The sequence below is a fragment of the Pseudomonas sp. SWI36 genome (assembly GCF_002948105.1).
In the GTDB taxonomy this organism is placed as follows: Bacteria; Pseudomonadota; Gammaproteobacteria; order Pseudomonadales; family Pseudomonadaceae; genus Aquipseudomonas; species Aquipseudomonas alloputida.
The window spans coordinates 4,146,499-4,165,194 of the sequence record NZ_CP026675.1; the positions used below are offsets into that span (position 1 = coordinate 4,146,499).

Sequence of the window (18,696 nt, forward strand, 5' to 3'; positions counted from 1 at the left end):
TTTTGGGAGCGACGGCATGACGGATCAATGGGATGCCGGGCGACTGGACAGTGACCTCGAGGGTGTCGGTTTCGACACCCTGGCGGTACGCGCTGGCCAAAACCGTACCCCGGAAGGCGAGCACAGCGAAGCGCTGTTCCTGACCTCCAGCTATGTGTTCCGCACGGCAGCCGATGCTGCTGCGCGCTTTGCCGGCGAAACGCCGGGCAACGTCTACTCGCGCTACACCAACCCGTCGGTGCGTGCCTTCGAGGAGCGCCTGGCGGCCATGGAAGGTGCCGAACAGGCCGTGGGTACGTCCACCGGCATGGCGGCGATCCTGGCCGTGGTCATGTCGCTGTGCAGCGCCGGTGACCATGTGCTGGTGTCGCAGAGCGTATTCGGCTCAACCATCAGCCTGTTCGAGAAGTACTTCAAGCGCTTTGGTGTAGAAGTGGACTACGTGCCACTGGTCGACCTCACCGGTTGGGAAAAGGCCATCAAGGCCAACACCAAGCTGCTGATCGTCGAATCGCCCTCCAACCCGCTGGCCGAGTTGGTCGATATCACCGCGCTCAGCGAAATCGCCCATGCTCAGGGTGCCATGCTGGTGGTGGACAACTGTTTCAGTACCCCGGCGTTGCAGCAGCCGCTGAAGCTGGGTGCCGACATTGTGTTCCACTCGGCCACCAAGTTCATCGACGGCCAGGGCCGCTGCATGGGCGGTGTGGTTGCCGGCCGTACCGAGCAAATGAAGGAAGTGGTCGGTTTCCTGCGTACCGCAGGTCCAACCCTCAGCCCGTTCAACGCCTGGATCTTCACCAAGGGCCTGGAAACGCTGCGCCTGCGTATGCGAGCGCACTGCGAAAGCGCTCAGGCCCTGGCCGAATGGCTGGAGCAGCAGGACGGCGTGGAGAAGGTGCATTACGCCGGCCTGCCCAGCCACCCGCAGCACGAACTGGCCAAGCGCCAGATGAGCGGTTTTGGTGCAGTGGTCAGCTTTGAGGTCAAGGGTGGCAAAGAGGGCGCGTGGCGTTTCATCGACGCTACCCGTGTGATTTCCATCACTACCAACCTGGGTGACAGCAAAACCACCATCGCGCATCCGGCGACCACCTCACACGGTCGTCTGTCGCCGCAGGAGCGTGAAGCGGCGGGTATCCGCGACAGCCTGATCCGCGTTGCCGTGGGCCTGGAAGACGTGGCCGACCTGCAGGCTGACCTGGCGCGTGGGCTGGCAGCATTGTGATCGAAATCAGCGGCAGCACCCCGGGCCACAATGGCCGGGTAGCCTTGGTCACGGGCGCCGCCCGCGGCATCGGTCTGGGCATTGCCGCATGGCTGATCTGCGAAGGCTGGCAAGTGGTGCTGAGTGATCTGGACCGCCAGCGTGGTACCAAAGTGGCCAAGGCGTTGGGCGACAACGCCTGGTTCATCACCATGGACGTTGCCGACGAGGCCCAGGTCAGTGCCGGAGTGTCCGAAGTGCTCGGGCAGTTCGGCCGGCTGGACGCGCTGGTGTGCAATGCGGCCATTGCCAACCCGCACAACCAGACGCTGGAAAGCCTGAGCCTGGCACAATGGAACCGGGTGCTGGGGGTCAACCTCAGCGGCCCCATGCTGCTGGCCAAGCATTGTGCGCCGTACCTGCGTGCGCACAATGGGGCGATCGTCAACCTGACCTCTACCCGTGCTCGGCAGTCCGAACCCGACACCGAGGCTTACGCGGCAAGCAAGGGCGGCCTGGTGGCTTTGACCCATGCCCTGGCCATGAGCCTGGGCCCGGAGATTCGCGTCAATGCGGTGAGCCCGGGCTGGATCGATGCCCGTGATCCGTCGCAGCGCCGTGCCGAGCCGTTGAGCGAAGCTGACCATGCCCAGCACCCAACGGGCAGGGTAGGGACCGTGGAAGATGTCGCGGCCATGGTTGCCTGGTTGCTGTCACGCCAGGCGGCATTTGTCACCGGCCAGGAGTTTGTGGTCGATGGCGGCATGACCCGCAAGATGATTTATACCTGAGCACCTTGTTTAAACTGCGCCGGCCTCTTCGCGGGTAAACCCGCTCCTACAACGGTTAATGTCCGACTGTAGGAGCGGGTTTACCCGCGAAGAGGCCGGCACAGGCAATCACATCACGTTGCCTTTTTGAAAAAAATTCAATGGGGCTATTGACTTAGCTTCGCCACCTGCGTAAATTTCGCGGCCTCAGCGAAGCAAACGCAACAAGCAACATCGCGAGGGTGATTAGCTCAGCCGGGAGAGCATCTGCCTTACAAGCAGAGGGTCGGCGGTTCGATCCCGTCATCACCCACCACTTCCTGAGATGTTCCTGGAGCTTCGGGTTCGCAAGAAGCCGATAGCCAGAGAGGAACGCACTGCGCAGCGGTAGTTCAGTCGGTTAGAATACCGGCCTGTCACGCCGGGGGTCGCGGGTTCGAGTCCCGTCCGCTGCGCCATTTTTCAGTAACAGATGGGTGCCTGGCACCGGTCTGAAGCCACAAGGCACACGCCTTGGGCTGATCCCAGTTTCAATCGGGCGCAAGCCTGAACGATACGCAGCGGTAGTTCAGTCGGTTAGAATACCGGCCTGTCACGCCGGGGGTCGCGGGTTCGAGTCCCGTCCGCTGCGCCATCTTCGCTTCAAGGTCCCTAGAACACCTTGAAGCAAACACAAGAGAAGCGATCGCGTTATCGCTTTTTTTGTGCCTGCCCTGAGGCCATCGCGCCGGAAGGGTAGACCCAGGTTTCAATCGGGCGCAAGCCTGAATGATACGCAGCGGTAGTTCAGTCGGTTAGAATACCGGCCTGTCACGCCGGGGGTCGCGGGTTCGAGTCCCGTCCGCTGCGCCATCTTCGCTTCAAGGCCCCATGAACGCCTTGAAGCAACGTTAAAGCGACCTTCGGGTCGCTTTTTTCGTTAGTGCGCCTGGTAAGTGCCTGCCTTTACCCAGATTTACACCAACCTGACAGATTCTTCACCGACCAGCGGTTCCTGTGCCTGCCTGCTGTGTTGCACAATAGGCACTTTCCCGACATACCCGGAATCCGCAATGACCAGATCTTCCGTCTTTGGTGCGCTCGGGCTGGCCCTGGTGCTGGCGGGCGTGACCGGTTGTTCCTCGAAAAAAGCGGCCGTCTACGAGCACGAGAACTTCGATGACTCGGGTACCTTCTCGCGCAGCTTTCCGGTGAGCGATGCTGGCTCTTGCGAGGCCGCCCGGCGTGCTTTGCTCAGCCAGGGTTACATCATCACCAGCAGCGGCGCCAACCAGGTGGTGGGTAACAAGAGCTTTCAGCAAAACAGCGAGAACCACCTGCAGATCAGCTTCAATGTCACCTGTGCGCCGGACGTGAGCGACGATCAGCACTCGACCATGTTCGCCAACGCCCTCCAGGACCGCTATGCGCTGAAAAAGTCCAACACCTCCGCCAGCCTGGGCGTGGGGGTGCTGGGTTCGGTGTCGATGCCGATCGGCTCCAGTGACGACTCGATGGTCAAGGTGGCCAGTGAGACGGTGACCGCGGCGCAGTTCTATGACCGTTATTTCGCCTTGGTGGAGAGCTACCTGCCCAAGCCGAAGAAGGTCGAAAAGGCCAAGGTCGAGGCGCCCAAGGTGGAAAAGCCGGCGGTGGACCTGGGGCTTCCGGAGCAGGCGGCGGCGAACCCGGTGGCGCCGGCCCCGGCAGTTGCACCTTTGGTTGAAGCGACGCCTGCACCTGCGGGGGTAGCCCCGGCCAGCGAGGCGGCAGCGGCACCGGTGGTGGATGACAGCCAGGGTTCGCAGCCGGTCGCCCCGCCGGCGGAAGCTGCACCCATTCAGGTGCAGCAGGATGCCCAGCCAGCCGAGGCCGCCGCCCCCTCCCTTTGATGTGTCGCCTGAACCGGCTCTTTCGCCGGCAGCCCGCGAAAGGGCCGGTTCAGGCTGTAAACATCCCCTGTTACAGACGCCCCGCGATAACTTTCTGAACACCTGCTACGTTTACCACTCATAAGCTTGTCATCATCCCTTCATCCCACCTGCTTAGGCTGAAGGCGATACCTACAAAGGCAAAATGAGCAAAGAGGACGCAGGGCAATGGATGAATACCAGGAAGAACTACTCGAAACCCAGGCTTACGAACTGGACACCCCGGAACCGGCCGACGACGCCACCGAACTCTAGCCCGGCTGCCGCTGGCTGCGGCGGAACTCCCCCGGCGTGAGGCCCGTCCAGCGCTTGAATGCGCGCTGGAAGGCCTCGGCTGAAGCAAACCCCAACAGATAGGCAATCTCGCCAAAGGCCAGCGCCGTGTCACGGATGTAGGTCTCGGCCAGGTCGCGCCGGGTTTCGTTGAGCAGGTCGCGAAAGCGCGTGCCTTCCTCGGCGAGCTTGCGGCGCAAGGTCCAGCTTGGTAGCTGCAAGTGCAGCGCCACTTCTTCCAGGTCCGGTTCACGGCCGCCATTGAGCAGCGGGCCCAGCAGGTGGGTGATGCGCTCACCCAGGCTGCGCACCCGCGTGCGCTGCAGCAGCTCTGCTTCGCACAACTGCAACAGGTGCTGCCAGGTACTCGGGCAATGCCCGGGGTTGGCCAGTTGCAAGGTAGCGCGGCTCAGACGCAGCTGATTGCCGTCGGCGGCGAACTGCACAGGCGTGCTGCAAAGCGGTTGATAGCGCGCGGCATAGGAGGGCGCGGCAAACTCGATCTCCAGGCGTTCGGCCTGCACCGGGGTGCCGGCAAGGTCGGCCAACTGGGCCAGCCAGCCGGCCAGCAGTGAGTCGACCACAAAGCGGTTGTAGTCGTTGTAGGGGCTGATGGAGTAGAAGCGCAGCCAGGCGCCCTGGGCATCTTCCTCAAAGCTGGAATGGCCGCGGTAGTTGGCCGCGTAAAGCGGCTCGAAACGCAGCAGCGTACGCGCGGCTTCACCCAGGGTGGGGGCCTGGGCCGCAGTGACCCCGGCCAGGCCCGTATGCGCCAGCCGGCTGAGGCGCCCCATATGCAGACCTAAAGCGGCCTCACCGCTCATTTCGATGGCTGCGTGGCCCAGGTGCATGTAGCGGGGTATGGACAGGCGTGCGCCGGCTTCGCCCAGGCGGGTCGCGTCCAGGCCGTAGCGGCGCAGCAATGGTTCAGGGTCGTGGCCCAGCTCGCGCAGGGCTTCGCTCAAAGGCTGGACAAAACCAACCGACAGTTCGCCCAGGCGCACGCGGGGGCGGGCCATGGGCTTACAACCACACATTCAACAGGCGGGCGCCTGGGCTGGGGGGGCCGGCGAGCAACGCGCCCGACTGGCGGGCAAAGCCCTGGCCATCGCTGCCCTGTTCCCAGAACTGCCCGCGCATGAATACGCTCATGCTGCTGATGTCGGTTCCGGCCACTTCGGTCAGGCGTTGCCAAGCCGTCTGTTCACTGACTTCGCCGCGCTGCAAGGCTAGCCCGGCGCTGGCATCCTGATGGCGATTTCCCCGCCAGGGTGCTTGCCAGCTGCCCTTGCCACTGAGAAACGCCGGGTTGGCGACCAGTTGTACGGCTTGTTCAGTCAGTTGCTGGTGGTTTTCCGGGTACCAGCTGTCACTGCCCACCAGTATCCCGAGGCGCCCGGCCGGGGTCTGCACGACCTGCAGCGGGTGCTGGCGGCCGTGGTGGACGTAGCGGCGCATTTCACTGTCGGGATATTGCTGGCGCTGGGGCTGCCCCAGTAGCGAGCCGTCTCCGGCAAACACCACACTGCTGTTGAACAGCGGGCCACGGCCGGTATGCAGTACGCCTTGTTTCACATAAGGTTCGGGCAGCACGATCGAACCGGCCACCAAGGTCACGCCAAATTCCTTGGCCAGGCCGCCGAACAGCTGCTGGTAGTCTGCGGCCATCTGCTCGGCCTTCATGCGCAAGTGCGCATCGGCGCGCCAGTCGTCGCCGTCAGCGCCAAGAACCGCGAGGCCATAACGCAGCGGGTTGCTCAGTTCCAGCCATTGTTGGGCTTCGTGGCTCTGGGTGACTTGATACAGCTCGTTCTTCTCTCCGCGCGCCCACAGCCAGGTACCGATGTGTTCCGGCAGCACCACCACCGTGCGTGGGTTCACCAGGCCTTGGGCGCGGGCTTGCTCCAGATAGGCTGCGAGCTTGCGGTGCAGGCGTTGCAGGTTCTGATAGTCGCCCGGGTACAGCAGTGGTTCGACACCGAGCAGGTTGCCTTGCTCGCCCGGCACGCCATGGTTAAGCGCCAGTTCGATGCGCAGGTCGGACAGGTAGTGGCCTTCCGGGCGCTGTTGGGTCCAGAAGCCATAGCCGCAGAGGGCGGCGATCATCACCAGCGCCAGGGCGCTTGCCAGGAGTTTTCGCATCAAGCGTGGGTATTCGCTAAAAATGGAGTGGCCATGCAGGAAATCAAGGACATGGTGCGGCCTTATTCATCAGCATCGGAATCCTTGTTGCGCTGCCTTCTTGCAGAGTCGTGTTTGATCATACCAAAGCTACCGCGCGCTTATGAGCATTCTCTGCAGACAAGAGCGGGTGTCACGGCCGGCAAGCCAGGCGCTGACGTTCATAGTTAACTGCCTTGTCCCGTTCCGGAAGGTTGTAAGGTGCCGAACACTGGCGCTCACCCCACTTGATGGTCAGGCTGCCCTGGTCCTGTTCCAGGAGTAACAATGCCTTGCCGCTCGGGTCGGAAATTGCCAGTTGCTGGCCCGCAGCGTCCTCGACCGAGGCCCCGAACGGTATCAGTTGACCGCGCTCGTCGAACAGCTCGAACTGCACCCGACGCCCGCTCTTGCCGGTATAGCGGGCAAGCACCACGGCACCGCGGCGAGGCACCAACTGCTGGGTGGCATTGTCGATTTCGATGTCGCCCCCCAGGTCACTGGTGTCCAGGCTGATCCAGTTGACGCGATAGGGCTGGGCGCTTGGGATCACCGCATAGCCATTGCGCCCGGTCTCTACACCGCTATAGCTGCTGATCTTTGCGCCCTTCACACCCGGCACTTCGGCCAGGGCGAAGGTCTCACTGAGCGACTGGCCGAGGTTGATGCCGCCCTGGTGGGCAACCACGGCGCCGGCAATGTTCAGGTTCTGCGAGTCGTAGCCGCGCCCTTGGCTATAGCCCAGGCTGATGTCGGCGACCGAAGTGCGGGTGTTCAGGTTGGCCGATGCCGAGCTGCCGCTGGTGCGGCTGTGGCCGCCCTGGATCGAGTAGAAGGTGTCGCTGGTCTCCGACAGGTAGCCGTTGATGCCGGCCTGGGTGGTGTCGTTGCCCTTCTGTGTGCTGGTGGTGACGAACGCCCTCGGTGCGCGGGCGCGGCTGCCGAGTGGGAACGATACCGACAGGTTGAGCTGGGTATCTTGCCCCGAAGGGCCTGAGTTCCCCAGCTCCTTGGTGCGGCTGACGTCCAGGTTGTAGGAGATCTCGCCCCAGTTGTTGCTGTATCCGGCGGTCAGGCTCTGCGAACCGCCGCGGTTCCAGTAGCGCTGGTCGGTGGCCGTCAGGTACAGGCTGCCGAACGCGCGGTTGCGGCCCAGGCTCTGGTTGATGGTCAGGTCGGTGCGGGTCTTGGAGTTGCCACTGCGCTTGATCGCGTTGGCGCTCAGGTCCTCGACATGCTGGGTGAGGGTACGGAAGCCCTCGGTGGAATAGCGGTAGGCCGCGAGGGTAAAGTTGGTGTCGGTACCGGTGAACGTCTTGGCGTATAGCGCCCGCAAGCTGTTGCCCTGGGTGGTCTGGCCCTGGGCCTTGCTCGAGGAGTGGGTGACATCGAGCGAGAAGGCGCCCAGCAGTGTGTTCAGGCCGCTGCCCACGGCCATTGCCTTATAGTCTTGCGTGGCTTGCAGGCCAACGACGCCGGTCACGTTGTTGGTCAGACCGTAAGCCAGCGTCGTACTGAGCATCTGCGGTGTGGCCAGGCCCTCCGTGTTGCTGTTGTAGCGTCCAGCGGACAGGCTGTACTTGACCTGACCGCCACGGACCATGAGCGGCAGGCTGGAGAAGGCCTGCACGGTGACCCGCCGACGGCCGTCGGCCTCGATGATGGTGACTTCCAGGTCGCCATTGGAGCCGCTGGGGTAGATGTCGCTGATCTCGAACGGGCCGGGCGGCACGTTGGCGGTGTAGAGCACGTAGTTGTTCTGGCGAATCTCGACCCTGGCGCTGGTCTGCGCCACGCCACGCACCACAGGTGCGTAGCCGCGCTCGCTGTCGGCGCGCATGCCTTCGTCCGAAGCCAGCTTCAGGCCCCGGTAGCGCACGCTGTCGAACAGGTCGGTGTCGCTGAAAATGTCACCGGCGCTGAACTGGCCTTTGAGCGCGGTCACGTCGTGCTGCATATAGCTGCGGTTGCTTTTGAAAGTGTCCGGCTGCCCGGTGCCGCTGCTGAAGTTCGACTCGTTGCGCAAGCGCCAGCTGCCCAGGTTGATGCCGTTGCGCAGGCTCAGGTTGTTGGCGATGCGGGTCTCGGCATCGCCGGCGCTGCGGCTGGTGTTGAACTGATAGTTCACGAACGCAGCAGACACCCCTGCGTCCCACAGTTGCGGGTCGACGTAGCCGCGCAGGCCGCGTTTCATGGCGACCTGCGGGATGCTGGCGGACAGGCGCAGGTGACCCGAGTCGTAGCTCAGGCTGGCCTGGTCGATCAGTGCGGCCAGGTCGTGGCAGGCCAGGGCGGTATCCAAGCGCCCCTGTGCCTTGAGCTTGTCCATGTCGATACCCAGTTGCTCGAGCAGTTCCAGGGTCAGGCAGGGTTCCACCCGCCCAGTCTGTGGGTGGCGGTTGAATTCGATGTCACGCCGGCCTACCAGCACTTCGTTGCTGTACAGGTCTACCCGGTAGTTGCCCGGCAGCACGCTGTTGGCCGACAGCAGCAGTTGCAGGTCGACCGCCGATTGCGCGCCCTGCAGAAAGGTGGTGTTGAAGCCCTGCAGGTGGGCGGCGTCCTGCGCCGATGCAAGGCTGGGCAGTGCGGTGCAGATGACCAATGACAGGGCGTTGAGCTTCCAGGCCGGACGAAGCGTGCCGCCACTGAACGCGTGCGCGCCTGCATCGGCTCCCTCGACAGGGTGGGGGGCGATGGACAGAGACATACCAGAAACCTATTTCATATCGCGGCACGGGCGGGGCACGGGGAGGCCGCACGCGACCAGGGCACAAGGTGGGGGCTACGATTTCACAAGGTGATGGCGGGTTCGGCAGGCTTGGCGCTACCCGGCTGGGCAGTGTTCAAACGCAAGAAATATCCATGTTGGGCGCCATAGTCGTTGATGCTCTTGAACGTCAGCGTCAACGGTCCGTCTACCTGGGAAAATACCGAGGTGAATGTTTTTTGTTCGCCAGGGGCGATCATGGTCGAATCGGCGCTGAGCACGGTTTGTTTCCCGCTCTTAAGTTCGATATCGGCCATCGACACGTGATACAGGCTGGGGTTGTTCACGGTCAGTTGTGGCTTCCCGGCGCGCCGGGTCAATTGCCAGACCAGTTGTTCGGGCGCCAGCAGGGCGTTGCCGGGCAAGTTGGCCGGGCGGAAGAAAATCTTGATACGTTGGCGCACCGCCAACTGCAAGGTATTGGCCTTGGTACTGGCTTGCGGAATTTCCTGGACATTGAGCCAGACCACCGACTCGCGATCGGTCGGCAGGCCTTGGCCTTCATAGAGAATGCGCAGCAGTTGTTCCTGCTTGGGCAATACCCTGGCCAACGGTGGAGTAATGGCGAACGGCGCCTGCGCGCTGTCGCCGGCATCCACCCAGGACTGCACCAGGACTTCCTGGTTGCCATTGCGCACGATGACATTGGCTTCTTTGTGCGCACCGTCGAACACGACGCGCGTAGCGCTCAGGGAGATGCTGGCAGTTGCCTGGGCGGCGACGAGCATGCCCAGCAACCCGAGAACGGGATACAGAGAACGACGCAACATGGTTGGGTACCTTGCGGGGGCGAAGAAGTGGCGAGGCTGTTCAGCCTCGCGCAGGGAGCAGCGCCGAAGTGATTACTCGTACTGCAGGATGAATGGCAGGGTGGCGTCACCACGACCGGCGGTGGCAGTGCCGGCGGCGCCAGTGGTCACGTACGCCGCAGAGAAGCTCAGGGTAGCGTCGCCGCCCTCGGCGCCAGTGCCGTGTACATCGCTCTGGATCTTGGCGGTGGCGGCCGAGCTCAGGTCGATCAGGTTGCCATTAGGGTCGAGCAGGGCAATGCCAACGTTGGCAGCAGTGCCGGTGCCTTTGGTCAGGGCCAGGACCTTCTTGCCGGTCACCAGGCCCGAGCCGCCGCTGTTGGCATCGAAGATCATCGCCACCTTGGTGCCGAGGTTGCAGTTGACGTTGAGGTTGAAGTCCTTGCCGGTCACGCGGCCAGCCGTCGGGTTTTCGGCGGTGCCCATGTCCTTGATCGAGACGCTGCCCATGTCTACGGCGATCACGCGGTCGGCGTTGGCGCCATCGACCGAGCAGGCGTCATTGTTGATCACGCCAGTGAAGGAAATCTTGCCGCTGCCGCCGTTGACTGGCCCGGTGGCCTCGACGGCCAGTGCGCCTGCCGAAGCGGTCAGGAGCGAGAGGGTCAGGGCGGCCAGGGAGAATTTATTCATATTGATGTCCACATGAGAGTGAGTAAGTGCTGCAACTTAATGCCCGCTCACAATAAGTCAGGTGGTTTCTCTGGCCCATCAGACGAATCTTAATGGTGGAACAATGACGCTCGCTAGTTAATTAAAGATATGACTCGCCAGGCAATAGGCCAACAATTCCTGATCGCTGTTCACTTCAAGTTTGCGCATCGCGGAAACTTTCTGTGCACTAATGGTCTTGGTACTTCGATGTTGGCTGCGGGCGATCTCACTGACACTTTGTCCGGCAACAAACAGGCGCAGTATTTCGAATTCCTTGGGTGACAGGTTTTCCACCCGTTGATCGATGGCGGTGTTACAGGCGATCACCGATTGCCTTGCCGGTGCCGGCGCCCGGTAGGTGCTGTTGCGGGCGACGGCATTGAGGGCCTTTTCGATTTCGCCATGCAACTGGCTCTTCTGGATCACGCCGTCCACGCCCAGTTCCTGCAGCCGTGTCAGGATCAGCGGGTTGGAAATCATCGTCAGCACGAGGATGCGGACGGCGGGATAGTGACGTTTGAGGTAGTCGATCAGTTTCAGGCCGTCACCGTAGGGTGAGTCTGCCGGCATGTTGTAGTCGGAGATGACCATGTCCACGGGTTGGCGTTCGAGCAGTTCGATCAGCCCTTGCGAACAGACGGCTTCGCCGACCACGCTAAAGCGTGGGTCGCGTTCGACCAGTTCCCGGACGCCGAGCAGCACGATGGGGTGATCGTCGGCGATGATGACCTTGAGTTTTTCCATAAAAGACGACCCGTTAGCCGGTGCGGATGGGAGGGTTGTTTCCATGCGCTATCAGCGCTGAAGTTGATTCTATGCGAGGGCATCGAGTATTGCTGACAGCCTGTCCAGCACCCCCCCCAGCTTATCGGCCAGGGCCGCGTCGAGCGGCGACTCGGCCAGCGCGGACTCCAGTGCACAGCACTGCTCGGCCAGGGACCTGGCCTGTACCGCGCCCAGGGCGCCGGCGATGCTGTGCAGGCGCTCGCCAAGGCGCCGCTGGTCGCCTTGCTCAAGGGCCAGGCGCAACTGCTGCATATCCTCGCGCAGGGTGGTGATGAACAGCGCGCGCATGGCGTCGGAAACTTGCACGGTATCGGTGGCTGCAGGGGAGGGGGAGGCGTTGAGGCTGTCCGCTTGCGCACGGCTGGGCGCTTCGGCCAGTGCTGGCCGACACAGACGGACCAAATGGCTGCGCAACGCCTGCAGGCTCAAAGGTTTTACCATCCAGGCATTCATGCCCACCTCGAGGCAGCGCTGGCCTTCTTCTCGCAGTGCATTGGCGGTGACGCCGATGATCGGCAACCGGGCGTCGTGCTGGCGCAGGGTCCTGGCCAGTTCGTAGCCATTCATCAACGGCATGTTTACGTCGGTCAGGACCAGGTCGAACAGGCCTGGCTGCCAGCGTTGCATGGCCTGTTCGCCGTTGGCCGCGACCACCGTGGTACAGCCCAGCGCCTCGAGTTGCTCCTGCAGGATCGCCTGGTTGATCGGATTGTCCTCGGCCACCAGGATATGCAGGCGCAGAGCGGCGCGTTGCTGATGCGCGGTGTTCTGGTCAGCGGGCGACCCGCCCTGGCGCACGACCGCGATGAGCTGGGCGATGGCCCGCACGTCATGCAGATCCACCCGCCAGCAGCCGTCGATGAACGCGCCGGGGGCAGGGCCGTCGCTGCTGGCGCAGATCCGCTGGCCATGCCAGGTGGCAGCGTCCGGGCAGTCGAGCAGGTCTACCAGCAGGGCCTGGTGGTTGTCCTTCTCCAGGGGGGGAATCGTCAGGGTCGCGGCGATACCCAGACGCTGCAGCCAGTCAACGCCATGCTGGGCAAGCTCCGGTATCGGCGCACGCACATACACCGGGGTCGGGTCGGGCACTACGCTTGGGCAGTCGCTCAGCTCCCCCTGGGCCAGTGGCAGGCTGATGTTGAGGGAAAAGCTGCTGCCCAGGCCCGGCTCACTGACCACCTTGATCTGGCCACCCATCATGTCGGCCAGCCAGCCGCAGATCGGCAGGCCGAGGCCCGCACCGCCCTCGCTGGAGGCGTCGGCGACCTGGTAGAACAGCTCGAAGAGCCTGGCCTGCTGCGCCTGGGAAATGCCAATGCCGCTATCGGCAACCTGCCATTGCAGGCGCACGTGGGTGTCGTCGAGCGCCAGCACGCGGGTGCGCAGTACCACCCGGCCGGTGTCCGTGAACTTGATGGCGTTGCTCAGCAGGTTGTTGAGGATCTGGCGGATGCGTATCGGATCGCCCACCACCTGCGCCGGCAGGCGGGCGTCATGGCAGGCATAGAGCAACAGGCCCTTGCGCTCGGCGAAGGCGCGATAGGTGCGCACGGTGTCTTCGAGCATGTCCAGCGGGCAGAACGGCACGGGTTCGAGCGCCATCTGCCCGGATTCGATCTTGGTCACGTCGAGCACGTCACTGATCAGCTGGAACAGGGTTGCCGAGGAGCGCTGGATAGTGTGCAGGTAGCCTTGCTGGCGTGCATCCAGGTGCGTCAGGCCGAGCAGCTCGAGGGTGCCCAGCACGCCGTACAGTGGGGTGCGGATCTCGTGGCTCATGGTGGCCAGGAACAGGGTCTTGGCGGTGTTGGCGGCGTCGGCGGCGCGCCGGGCTTCGTCGAGCGCCTGGGCGTCCTCGACATGGCGGGTGACGTCGTTGAATGCGTAAAGGCGCACGTCTTCGCCGTGGTAGCGGGTGGATACGAAACCGACCTGCAGGTGGCGGCCTTCGACCTGCAGATAGTGCTCGCCACTGCGGGTGCTGCCCACTGCCGAGGCGAGGGTGCTGACCAGCTCGCGGGTGCCCTGCCATTGCTGCGCCCGCTGGTTCTCCAGCAGCACCTCGTTGTCGGCGCTGCGGACCACGCACAGGCCGGTCGGGGCGGTGTCGATGACCACCCGGCTGAAGGCCTCGCTCTCGGTGATGATCTCGTGAGCCGCGCGCGCAGGCAGGATGACCTGGCGCTGATACCAACGGATGACCACCCGGCCCAGCCCGATGAGGACCAGGAACGTGGCGGCGATGCCGGCCAGCGACCAGAACGCGTAACGGAAGAAGTGCCGGTAGGTCACGGTGTAGATCGCACTCCAGCCACCGTTGGCCTGTTCGTGGAGTCGGAACACCAGGCCTTCGGGCTTGATGTTGAGACCTTCATGCACCCCCTTCAGGGGCGCGGGCGCGCCGATCAGCACCTCGCCGGATGGGGTGATGAGGTTAAAGTGGTCATACACGGTCCAGTCCATGATGCGTTCGAAATCATCGATCTGGGCCAGGTCCACCAGCGATGCAACTTGCGTGGCTTGGCCCTCTGCCTTGCCCGAGCGCAGGGGGACGTTGGCGTAGGCCAGCACGCGTGGCGGGGAGGCCTGGTCCGGCTGCTCGACATAGCTGCGCCAGACGATCCTGCTGCCTGGGCCCCAGTCCTTGTCCTGAGGCTGGCGCACAATGACCTGCCTGATCACATCGATGAACGGTTCATTCTCCAGCTTGCCCCGCCCGCGTCCTGCGGCGGGAACCGTGATGTCGTAACGGGCATCCGGCGAGAACAGGAACACCTGTGGCGAACGGTACGGAGAGGCCGACCAGAACATGCTGTAGAAGCTGGCCAGGTTCGCCCCCAGGGTGAAGATGTCCGATACTTCGCGGTCAGCCAGGTTGCGTGGGTCGAATTTGAGGCTGAACGGCATGGAAAATGGAAAGATCTGGCCCTTGTAGATGTCCGGCCCTTCCTCGGGCATGGGTGCCAGCGCCGGCTCGAGCGCACGTGGGTAGTCGAGCAACTCCCCCTTGGCGCTGCGTTGCACGAGGGCCTCAAGGAAGGTTTCCTGCTCCTGTACATTCTCCATCAGCCGGGCGAAGTGGATGCTGACCGTGTCGCTGTGTTCGTCGATCAGGCGCTCGAGCGACCAGAGACTGAAGCCGGCCAGCAGCAGCGCCAGGCCCAGCAGGACGGTCATGCCTTTGTTCAGGCGCAGAGAGCTGCGGGCCAGGTTTTCCAGCAGGGCGTTGTACTGTTTCATGCAAGGGTCCGCAAGGGCGTGGGGGCATCGATACCCAACGAATATTACCTTTGATGCCCGGCCGGCGCTGAGAGTTACAGCCGGTCAGTAGGCTGACGGGGGACCGTCGTTGTGCAGCAGGCGCTGGAACTGTTCCGCCGACACGGCATGGGAGATCAAAAAGCCCTGCACCTGGTTGCAGTCGACCTTGCGCAGCATTTCGAGCTCCTGAGGCGTCTCGACCCCTTCGGCGACCACGGTGAGCCCGAGCTTGCGACCCAGGGCAACGATGCTGGCCAAGGCCGAGGCCAGGCTCTCGCTTTCATCGCAACGCTGCACCAGCGCCCGGTCTATCTTCAGTTCGGTGAAGGGCGTCGAGACCAGGCTCATGTACGAGCTGTAGCCTTTGCCGAAGTCGTCCTGGGACAGGCCGAAACCTTTCATGCGCAAGCGGCAGGCGCCTGCATAGAAGTTGCTCAGCTCTTCGGGAATGGAGCATTCCATCAGCTCGAAGCACAGCTTGCCGGGCACGCCTTGGTGGTGCAGGACGAATTCCAGCAGCCGGTCGGCCAGGTCATGGCTGTTCAGCAGGTGGGTCGGCAGGTTGATCGAAACCGGGATGTCATAGCCCCGTTCGCGCCAGCGCGCCTGGGCATCCATGGCTTGCTTGAGCATCACCCACAGCAGCCTTTCCTCCAGGCCAAAGGCATTGATCGTTGGCAGGAAGGTGCCTGGCAGCAACACCCCTTGCTCCGGGTGCATCCAGCGCACCAAGGCCTCTGCCGCGACGATGCGACCATTGTGCAAGGACTTCTTGGGTTGGAACCAGGCCTGAAAAGCTCGGTTGTTCAAGGCATCGACCAAGGTCTGGCGATCGAACTCGGGCGCGGCCGGTACCGCCTGGGCCGGTGCCTGATGGTGCAACTGCAATTGGTCGATCAGGCTGCGCAGCGCGGCGGGTTCGACCGGCTTGGAGATCAGCCCGAGCACGTCCACGCCGAGGTTCTTGGCCACCAGGCTCGCCGCCATGAGCATGCGCCGCGAGGCCACGCTCATGATCGCCAGGCCTGGCTTGTGGCGCAGGCCGGCAAGGTGCTGGATGAATTGCACACCGTCCATGCCGGGCATCAGCAGGTCGGTCAGCACCAGGTCGAAGTCACGCTGGCGCAGGCGCTCCAGCGCTTCCTGGCCATCCCGGGCTGCTTCCAGGTTGAAGCTGCCAAGCTCGCTGAACAAGTGTTGCAGGTACATATGCTGGAAGGGGTGGTCTTCGACGATCAGGATGTTAAAGGTCTTCAAGGGCTACCTCGATACGGGGCCAGGCAGTTGAACAGGACTTGCAGGTTGAAGGGCTTGATCAGGCAGCGATCCATGCCGGCGGCCAGGCACAGTTCTTCCTCGCCGCGCAGGGCATTGGCAGTGGCGCCGACGATGGGGCGGGTGCAGCCCAACTGGCGCAGGGCCCGGGTCAGTTCGTAGCCGTTCGTGCCGGGCATGTTGACGTCGGTCAGCAGCAGGTCGAAATGCTCGCGCTGCCAGGTTTGCAAGGCCTGCTCGCCATCGCTGACCAAGGTCACGCTGCAGCCGAGCTCCTCGAGCTGGTCGCGCAGGATCAACTGGTTGATGACATTGTCCTCGGCAACCAGCACGTGCAGCCCGAGCGGCTCGGTCAAGGGGGCCGGCGCGGCGGGGTCCCTGGGACGGCGCAGGCCCTGGGCCTGGCCGACAGCATGGTGCAGGGCGCCCAGGTCGTTGAGGTTGACCTGCCAGTGACCGGCCTCGTGCCGCGCCTCCCAGCAGTCCTGGGCGCTGGCCAGGATTCGCGGGCCGGGCCATTCGGCGACCAGCCAGCGTTCGACAGTGCCGGGATGCAGCTCGACCAGCAGTTCGCCGGGCAGGGCGCTGCCTGGCGCCGGCGCGCCGACCTGCGCACGCGCCCCCCAGCGGCAGAGCCAACCACTGATGGCTTCAGCCAGTTCGTGTACGGGCGATACCACGTGAATGCGTTCACCCAGCAGGTTGAACGGGGCGCTGGTGCGGCCTGACGCCACTTCCAGGGGTAAGGTCAGGCTGAAGCTGCTGCCCAGGCCCAGCTCGCTGACCAGGCGCAGCTGGCCATTCATCAATTGCGTCAGGCGCTGGCAGATCGGCAGGCCGAGCCCGGTGCCGGGAATGACTTGGCTATGGCCTTCGGTCTGGTAGAAAGGCTCGAAGATGAACGGCTGGTCCTGTTCAGCGATGCCCTTGCCCGTGTCCGAGACCTGCCACAACAGGCAGGAGCGTTCGCCGTCGCGGTTGAGCAGCCTGGCCCGCAGCACCACGCGGCCGCAATCGGTGAACTTGACCGCATTGCTCAGCAGGTTGTTAAGGATCTGGCGGATCCGGTTGACGTCGCCGATCAGGTGTTCCGGCAGGCGTGGGTCCAGGCAGCTGTAGAGCTGCAGCCCCTTGCTCCTGGCTGCCGCGCTGTAGCCCTGGACCACCTCGCGGACCAGGTCCGGGGCACTGAACTCGCTGAGTTCGAGGGCCAGCTGACCGGCCTCGATCTTGGACACGTCCAGCACGTCGCAGATCAACTGCAGCAAGGTTGACGAGGAGCCTTCGATTGCCCGCAGGTAATCGCGCTGCTGGGCGTCGAGCACGGTGCGCGACAGCAGCTCCAGGGTACCCAACACGCCGTACAACGGTGTGCGGATTTCGTGGCTCATGGTCGCCAGGAACTGGGTCTTTGCTTCGTTGGCGGTGTCGGCCGCGCGCCGGGCGTCCTCCAGCGCGGCCTCGATCTGCTTGCGTGCGCTGATGTCGCTGAACGCGCAAAGCAGCACCGGCTCGCCCTTGTAGCGGGTTGGCGAGCAGCTCAGGTACAGGTGGCGCCCTTCGGCACTCTCGAAATAGTCGCTGCACTGGCCTTCGGGTCGCTCGAAAGCCTGCTCGATCCATTGCGCGCTGCGCGCGCCGCGTGCCGGGTCCTGGCCCAGCCACTGCTGGGCCAGGTGGTTCTCCAGCACCACCTGGCCATCGCTACGGCGCAACACGCACAGGGCGACGGGGGCGGTTTCGATGACGTCACGGCTGAATATCTCGCTTTCCACCAGTGCACGGATGCGTTCGACCGTAGGGGTGAACAAGCGCTGGTCGAACCGCTGGATCAACACCCGTATCAAGGTGATGCTGAGCACGCAGAACAGCAGGGCACCGAGCAGTTGCTGCCACAGACCGGCAAGGATCGCGGACAGGTCGATCGCGTAAACCAGTTGCCAGTCCGAGGACATCAACGGCTTGCTGATGACCAGGTACTCCGGCAGGAGCCCCTGGCCGGCGAAGCCGAAGAAGTTGTTACCCACGGGATGGCGCAGCGAACGGTCCAGCGTCGGGCCTGGGGTGTTGGTGAACACCAGCATGCCGTCGGCATTGAACATCATGAATTTACCCGCGCTGGCATCCTCGAGCGACGGCGACACTGCCTGGCTGTCGATTTCCAGGCCTAGCCAGCCAGAGTCCGGGTCGCGTGCGTCCAGGCGCAGGAAGATGAACAGGCGCGAACCTTGGGCGCCCTGGTCGGCCAGCCACAGTTCCCGAGGGGCCGTGGCCCGCAGTTCCGCAGCGCGCAACTGCTCCAGCAGGGCGGGCGAAGGCAGCGAGGCCTGGGCGTCAGCGTTGTACAACCAGCGCATGGGGGCCTGAGCCGCTGTGTCGACATACAGCAGGTTGACCCGCCGGGCCTCTAGGTAGGCACACATGCGCTGGGTCAGCCACAGGCTCCAGCGTTTGCCCGGCTGGCTGCCCAGTTGCAGGTGCACTTCCTCGCCCGGTGCCAGGGGCAGCCAGTCGACACCCGGCGCCGTTTGACGCACGGCTGCCAGGCTCAGGCTCTCCAGCAGCGCCTCGCGGTTGGTGAAGAAGGTATGGGCCTCGGCGATCGCGCTGCTCATGGCACCATGGCGCCGAGCGATATCGGTGTTGAAGGTAAAGGACAGGAAATTGTAGGCCGCGCCGAGAATGCCGGCCGATAGCACGATCGCCAGCAACCGAAGCAGGCGGCGTGCTGCCTCGGGGTTGGAGAGCAGGGGGTTGATCTGTTGCAGGTAGGCTTTGAGTCGCATCCCGCAAATTTAGGCAGGCCGCTGGCAACTGGACA

At 63.6% G+C, this 18,696-nt stretch carries 12 protein-coding genes and 4 tRNA genes; 7 read left to right on the forward strand and 9 right to left on the reverse strand.

Translation table 11 applies throughout. The annotated features are described in order from the left end of the window. The first annotated feature begins 16 nt into the window (after positions 1 to 16). The 7 genes from C4Q27_RS19870 (at position 17) to C4Q27_RS19905 (ending at position 3,848) form a co-directional block, all read left to right on the forward strand. Positions 17 to 1,228, forward strand: coding sequence for an O-succinylhomoserine sulfhydrylase (locus tag C4Q27_RS19870; RefSeq protein ID WP_010953012.1), 1,212 nt, complete (start codon positions 17 to 19; stop codon positions 1,226 to 1,228). Continuing rightward, positions 1,225 to 1,998, forward strand: coding sequence for an SDR family oxidoreductase (locus C4Q27_RS19875; RefSeq protein WP_010953013.1), 774 nt, complete (start codon positions 1,225 to 1,227; stop codon positions 1,996 to 1,998). Before C4Q27_RS19870 ends, C4Q27_RS19875 begins: the two co-directional genes overlap by 4 nt. A gap of 219 nt (positions 1,999 to 2,217) precedes the next feature. After that, a tRNA-Val gene (locus C4Q27_RS19885) sits at positions 2,218 to 2,293 on the forward strand. Positions 2,294 to 2,358: 65 nt separating this feature from the next. Then, positions 2,359 to 2,435 (forward strand) — tRNA-Asp (locus C4Q27_RS19890). Positions 2,436 to 2,534: 99 nt separating this feature from the next. Then, positions 2,535 to 2,611 (forward strand) — tRNA-Asp (locus tag C4Q27_RS19895). A gap of 141 nt (positions 2,612 to 2,752) precedes the next feature. Next, positions 2,753 to 2,829, forward strand: a tRNA-Asp gene (locus C4Q27_RS19900). A gap of 200 nt (positions 2,830 to 3,029) precedes the next feature. Then, positions 3,030 to 3,848: a DUF2242 domain-containing protein gene (locus C4Q27_RS19905; protein ID WP_104887241.1), complete on the forward strand. Its 819-nt coding sequence runs from the start codon at positions 3,030 to 3,032 to the stop codon at positions 3,846 to 3,848. Between the two features lie 290 nt (positions 3,849 to 4,138). On the opposite strand, the gene C4Q27_RS19910 is transcribed toward C4Q27_RS19905, so the two are convergent. From C4Q27_RS19910 to C4Q27_RS19950, 9 genes are all read right to left on the reverse strand, one after another. Further along, positions 4,139 to 5,179 carry an AraC family transcriptional regulator gene (locus C4Q27_RS19910; protein ID WP_104887242.1) on the reverse strand — a complete coding sequence of 347 codons (1,041 nt, stop codon included), beginning with the start codon at positions 5,177 to 5,179 and terminating at the stop codon, positions 4,139 to 4,141. 4 nt (positions 5,180 to 5,183) lie between these two features. Next, positions 5,184 to 6,302, reverse strand: a complete 1,119-nt coding sequence (locus C4Q27_RS19915) for a nitrilase-related carbon-nitrogen hydrolase (protein ID WP_104887243.1) — start codon at positions 6,300 to 6,302, stop codon at positions 5,184 to 5,186. A gap of 172 nt (positions 6,303 to 6,474) precedes the next feature. Next, positions 6,475 to 9,030, reverse strand: a complete 2,556-nt coding sequence (locus C4Q27_RS19920) for a fimbria/pilus outer membrane usher protein (protein WP_104887244.1) — start codon at positions 9,028 to 9,030, stop codon at positions 6,475 to 6,477. 83 nt (positions 9,031 to 9,113) lie between these two features. Continuing rightward, positions 9,114 to 9,860, reverse strand: a complete 747-nt coding sequence (locus C4Q27_RS19925) for a molecular chaperone (protein ID WP_104887245.1) — start codon at positions 9,858 to 9,860, stop codon at positions 9,114 to 9,116. 72 nt (positions 9,861 to 9,932) lie between these two features. Continuing rightward, a complete protein-coding gene (locus C4Q27_RS19930; RefSeq protein ID WP_012053263.1) occupies positions 9,933 to 10,532 on the reverse strand; it encodes a fimbrial protein in 600 nt (199 codons plus the stop codon). A 117-nt stretch (positions 10,533 to 10,649) separates the two neighbouring features. Beyond that, a complete protein-coding gene (locus tag C4Q27_RS19935; RefSeq protein ID WP_012053262.1) occupies positions 10,650 to 11,297 on the reverse strand; it encodes a response regulator in 648 nt (215 codons plus the stop codon). Positions 11,298 to 11,366: 69 nt separating this feature from the next. Next, a complete protein-coding gene (locus C4Q27_RS19940; RefSeq protein ID WP_104887246.1) occupies positions 11,367 to 14,579 on the reverse strand; it encodes a hybrid sensor histidine kinase/response regulator in 3,213 nt (1,070 codons plus the stop codon). 84 nt (positions 14,580 to 14,663) lie between these two features. Beyond that, entirely contained in the window at positions 14,664 to 15,857 is a 1,194-nt protein-coding gene (locus C4Q27_RS19945) for an EAL domain-containing protein (RefSeq protein ID WP_104887247.1), read from the reverse strand. Further along, positions 15,854 to 18,661, reverse strand: coding sequence for an ATP-binding protein (locus C4Q27_RS19950; protein ID WP_104887248.1), 2,808 nt, complete (start codon positions 18,659 to 18,661; stop codon positions 15,854 to 15,856). Before C4Q27_RS19950 ends, C4Q27_RS19945 begins: the two co-directional genes overlap by 4 nt. Positions 18,662 to 18,696 lie beyond the last annotated feature (35 nt).

Coding starts and splice junctions, on each gene's coding strand:
- C4Q27_RS19920 (WP_104887244.1), bottom strand. CDS start 9,030: ATGTCTCTGTCCATCGCCCCCCACCCTGTCGAGGGAGCCGATGCAGGC.
- C4Q27_RS19940 (WP_104887246.1), bottom strand. CDS start 14,579: ATGAAACAGTACAACGCCCTGCTGGAAAACCTGGCCCGCAGCTCTCTG.
- C4Q27_RS19935 (WP_012053262.1), bottom strand. CDS start 11,297: ATGGAAAAACTCAAGGTCATCATCGCCGACGATCACCCCATCGTGCTG.
- C4Q27_RS19910 (WP_104887242.1), bottom strand. CDS start 5,179: ATGGCCCGCCCCCGCGTGCGCCTGGGCGAACTGTCGGTTGGTTTTGTC.
- C4Q27_RS19905 (WP_104887241.1), top strand. CDS start 3,030: ATGACCAGATCTTCCGTCTTTGGTGCGCTCGGGCTGGCCCTGGTGCTG.
- C4Q27_RS19930 (WP_012053263.1), bottom strand. CDS start 10,532: ATGAATAAATTCTCCCTGGCCGCCCTGACCCTCTCGCTCCTGACCGCT.
- C4Q27_RS19925 (WP_104887245.1), bottom strand. CDS start 9,860: ATGTTGCGTCGTTCTCTGTATCCCGTTCTCGGGTTGCTGGGCATGCTC.
- C4Q27_RS19870 (WP_010953012.1), top strand. CDS start 17: ATGACGGATCAATGGGATGCCGGGCGACTGGACAGTGACCTCGAGGGT.
- C4Q27_RS19950 (WP_104887248.1), bottom strand. CDS start 18,661: ATGCGACTCAAAGCCTACCTGCAACAGATCAACCCCCTGCTCTCCAAC.
- C4Q27_RS19915 (WP_104887243.1), bottom strand. CDS start 6,302: ATGCGAAAACTCCTGGCAAGCGCCCTGGCGCTGGTGATGATCGCCGCC.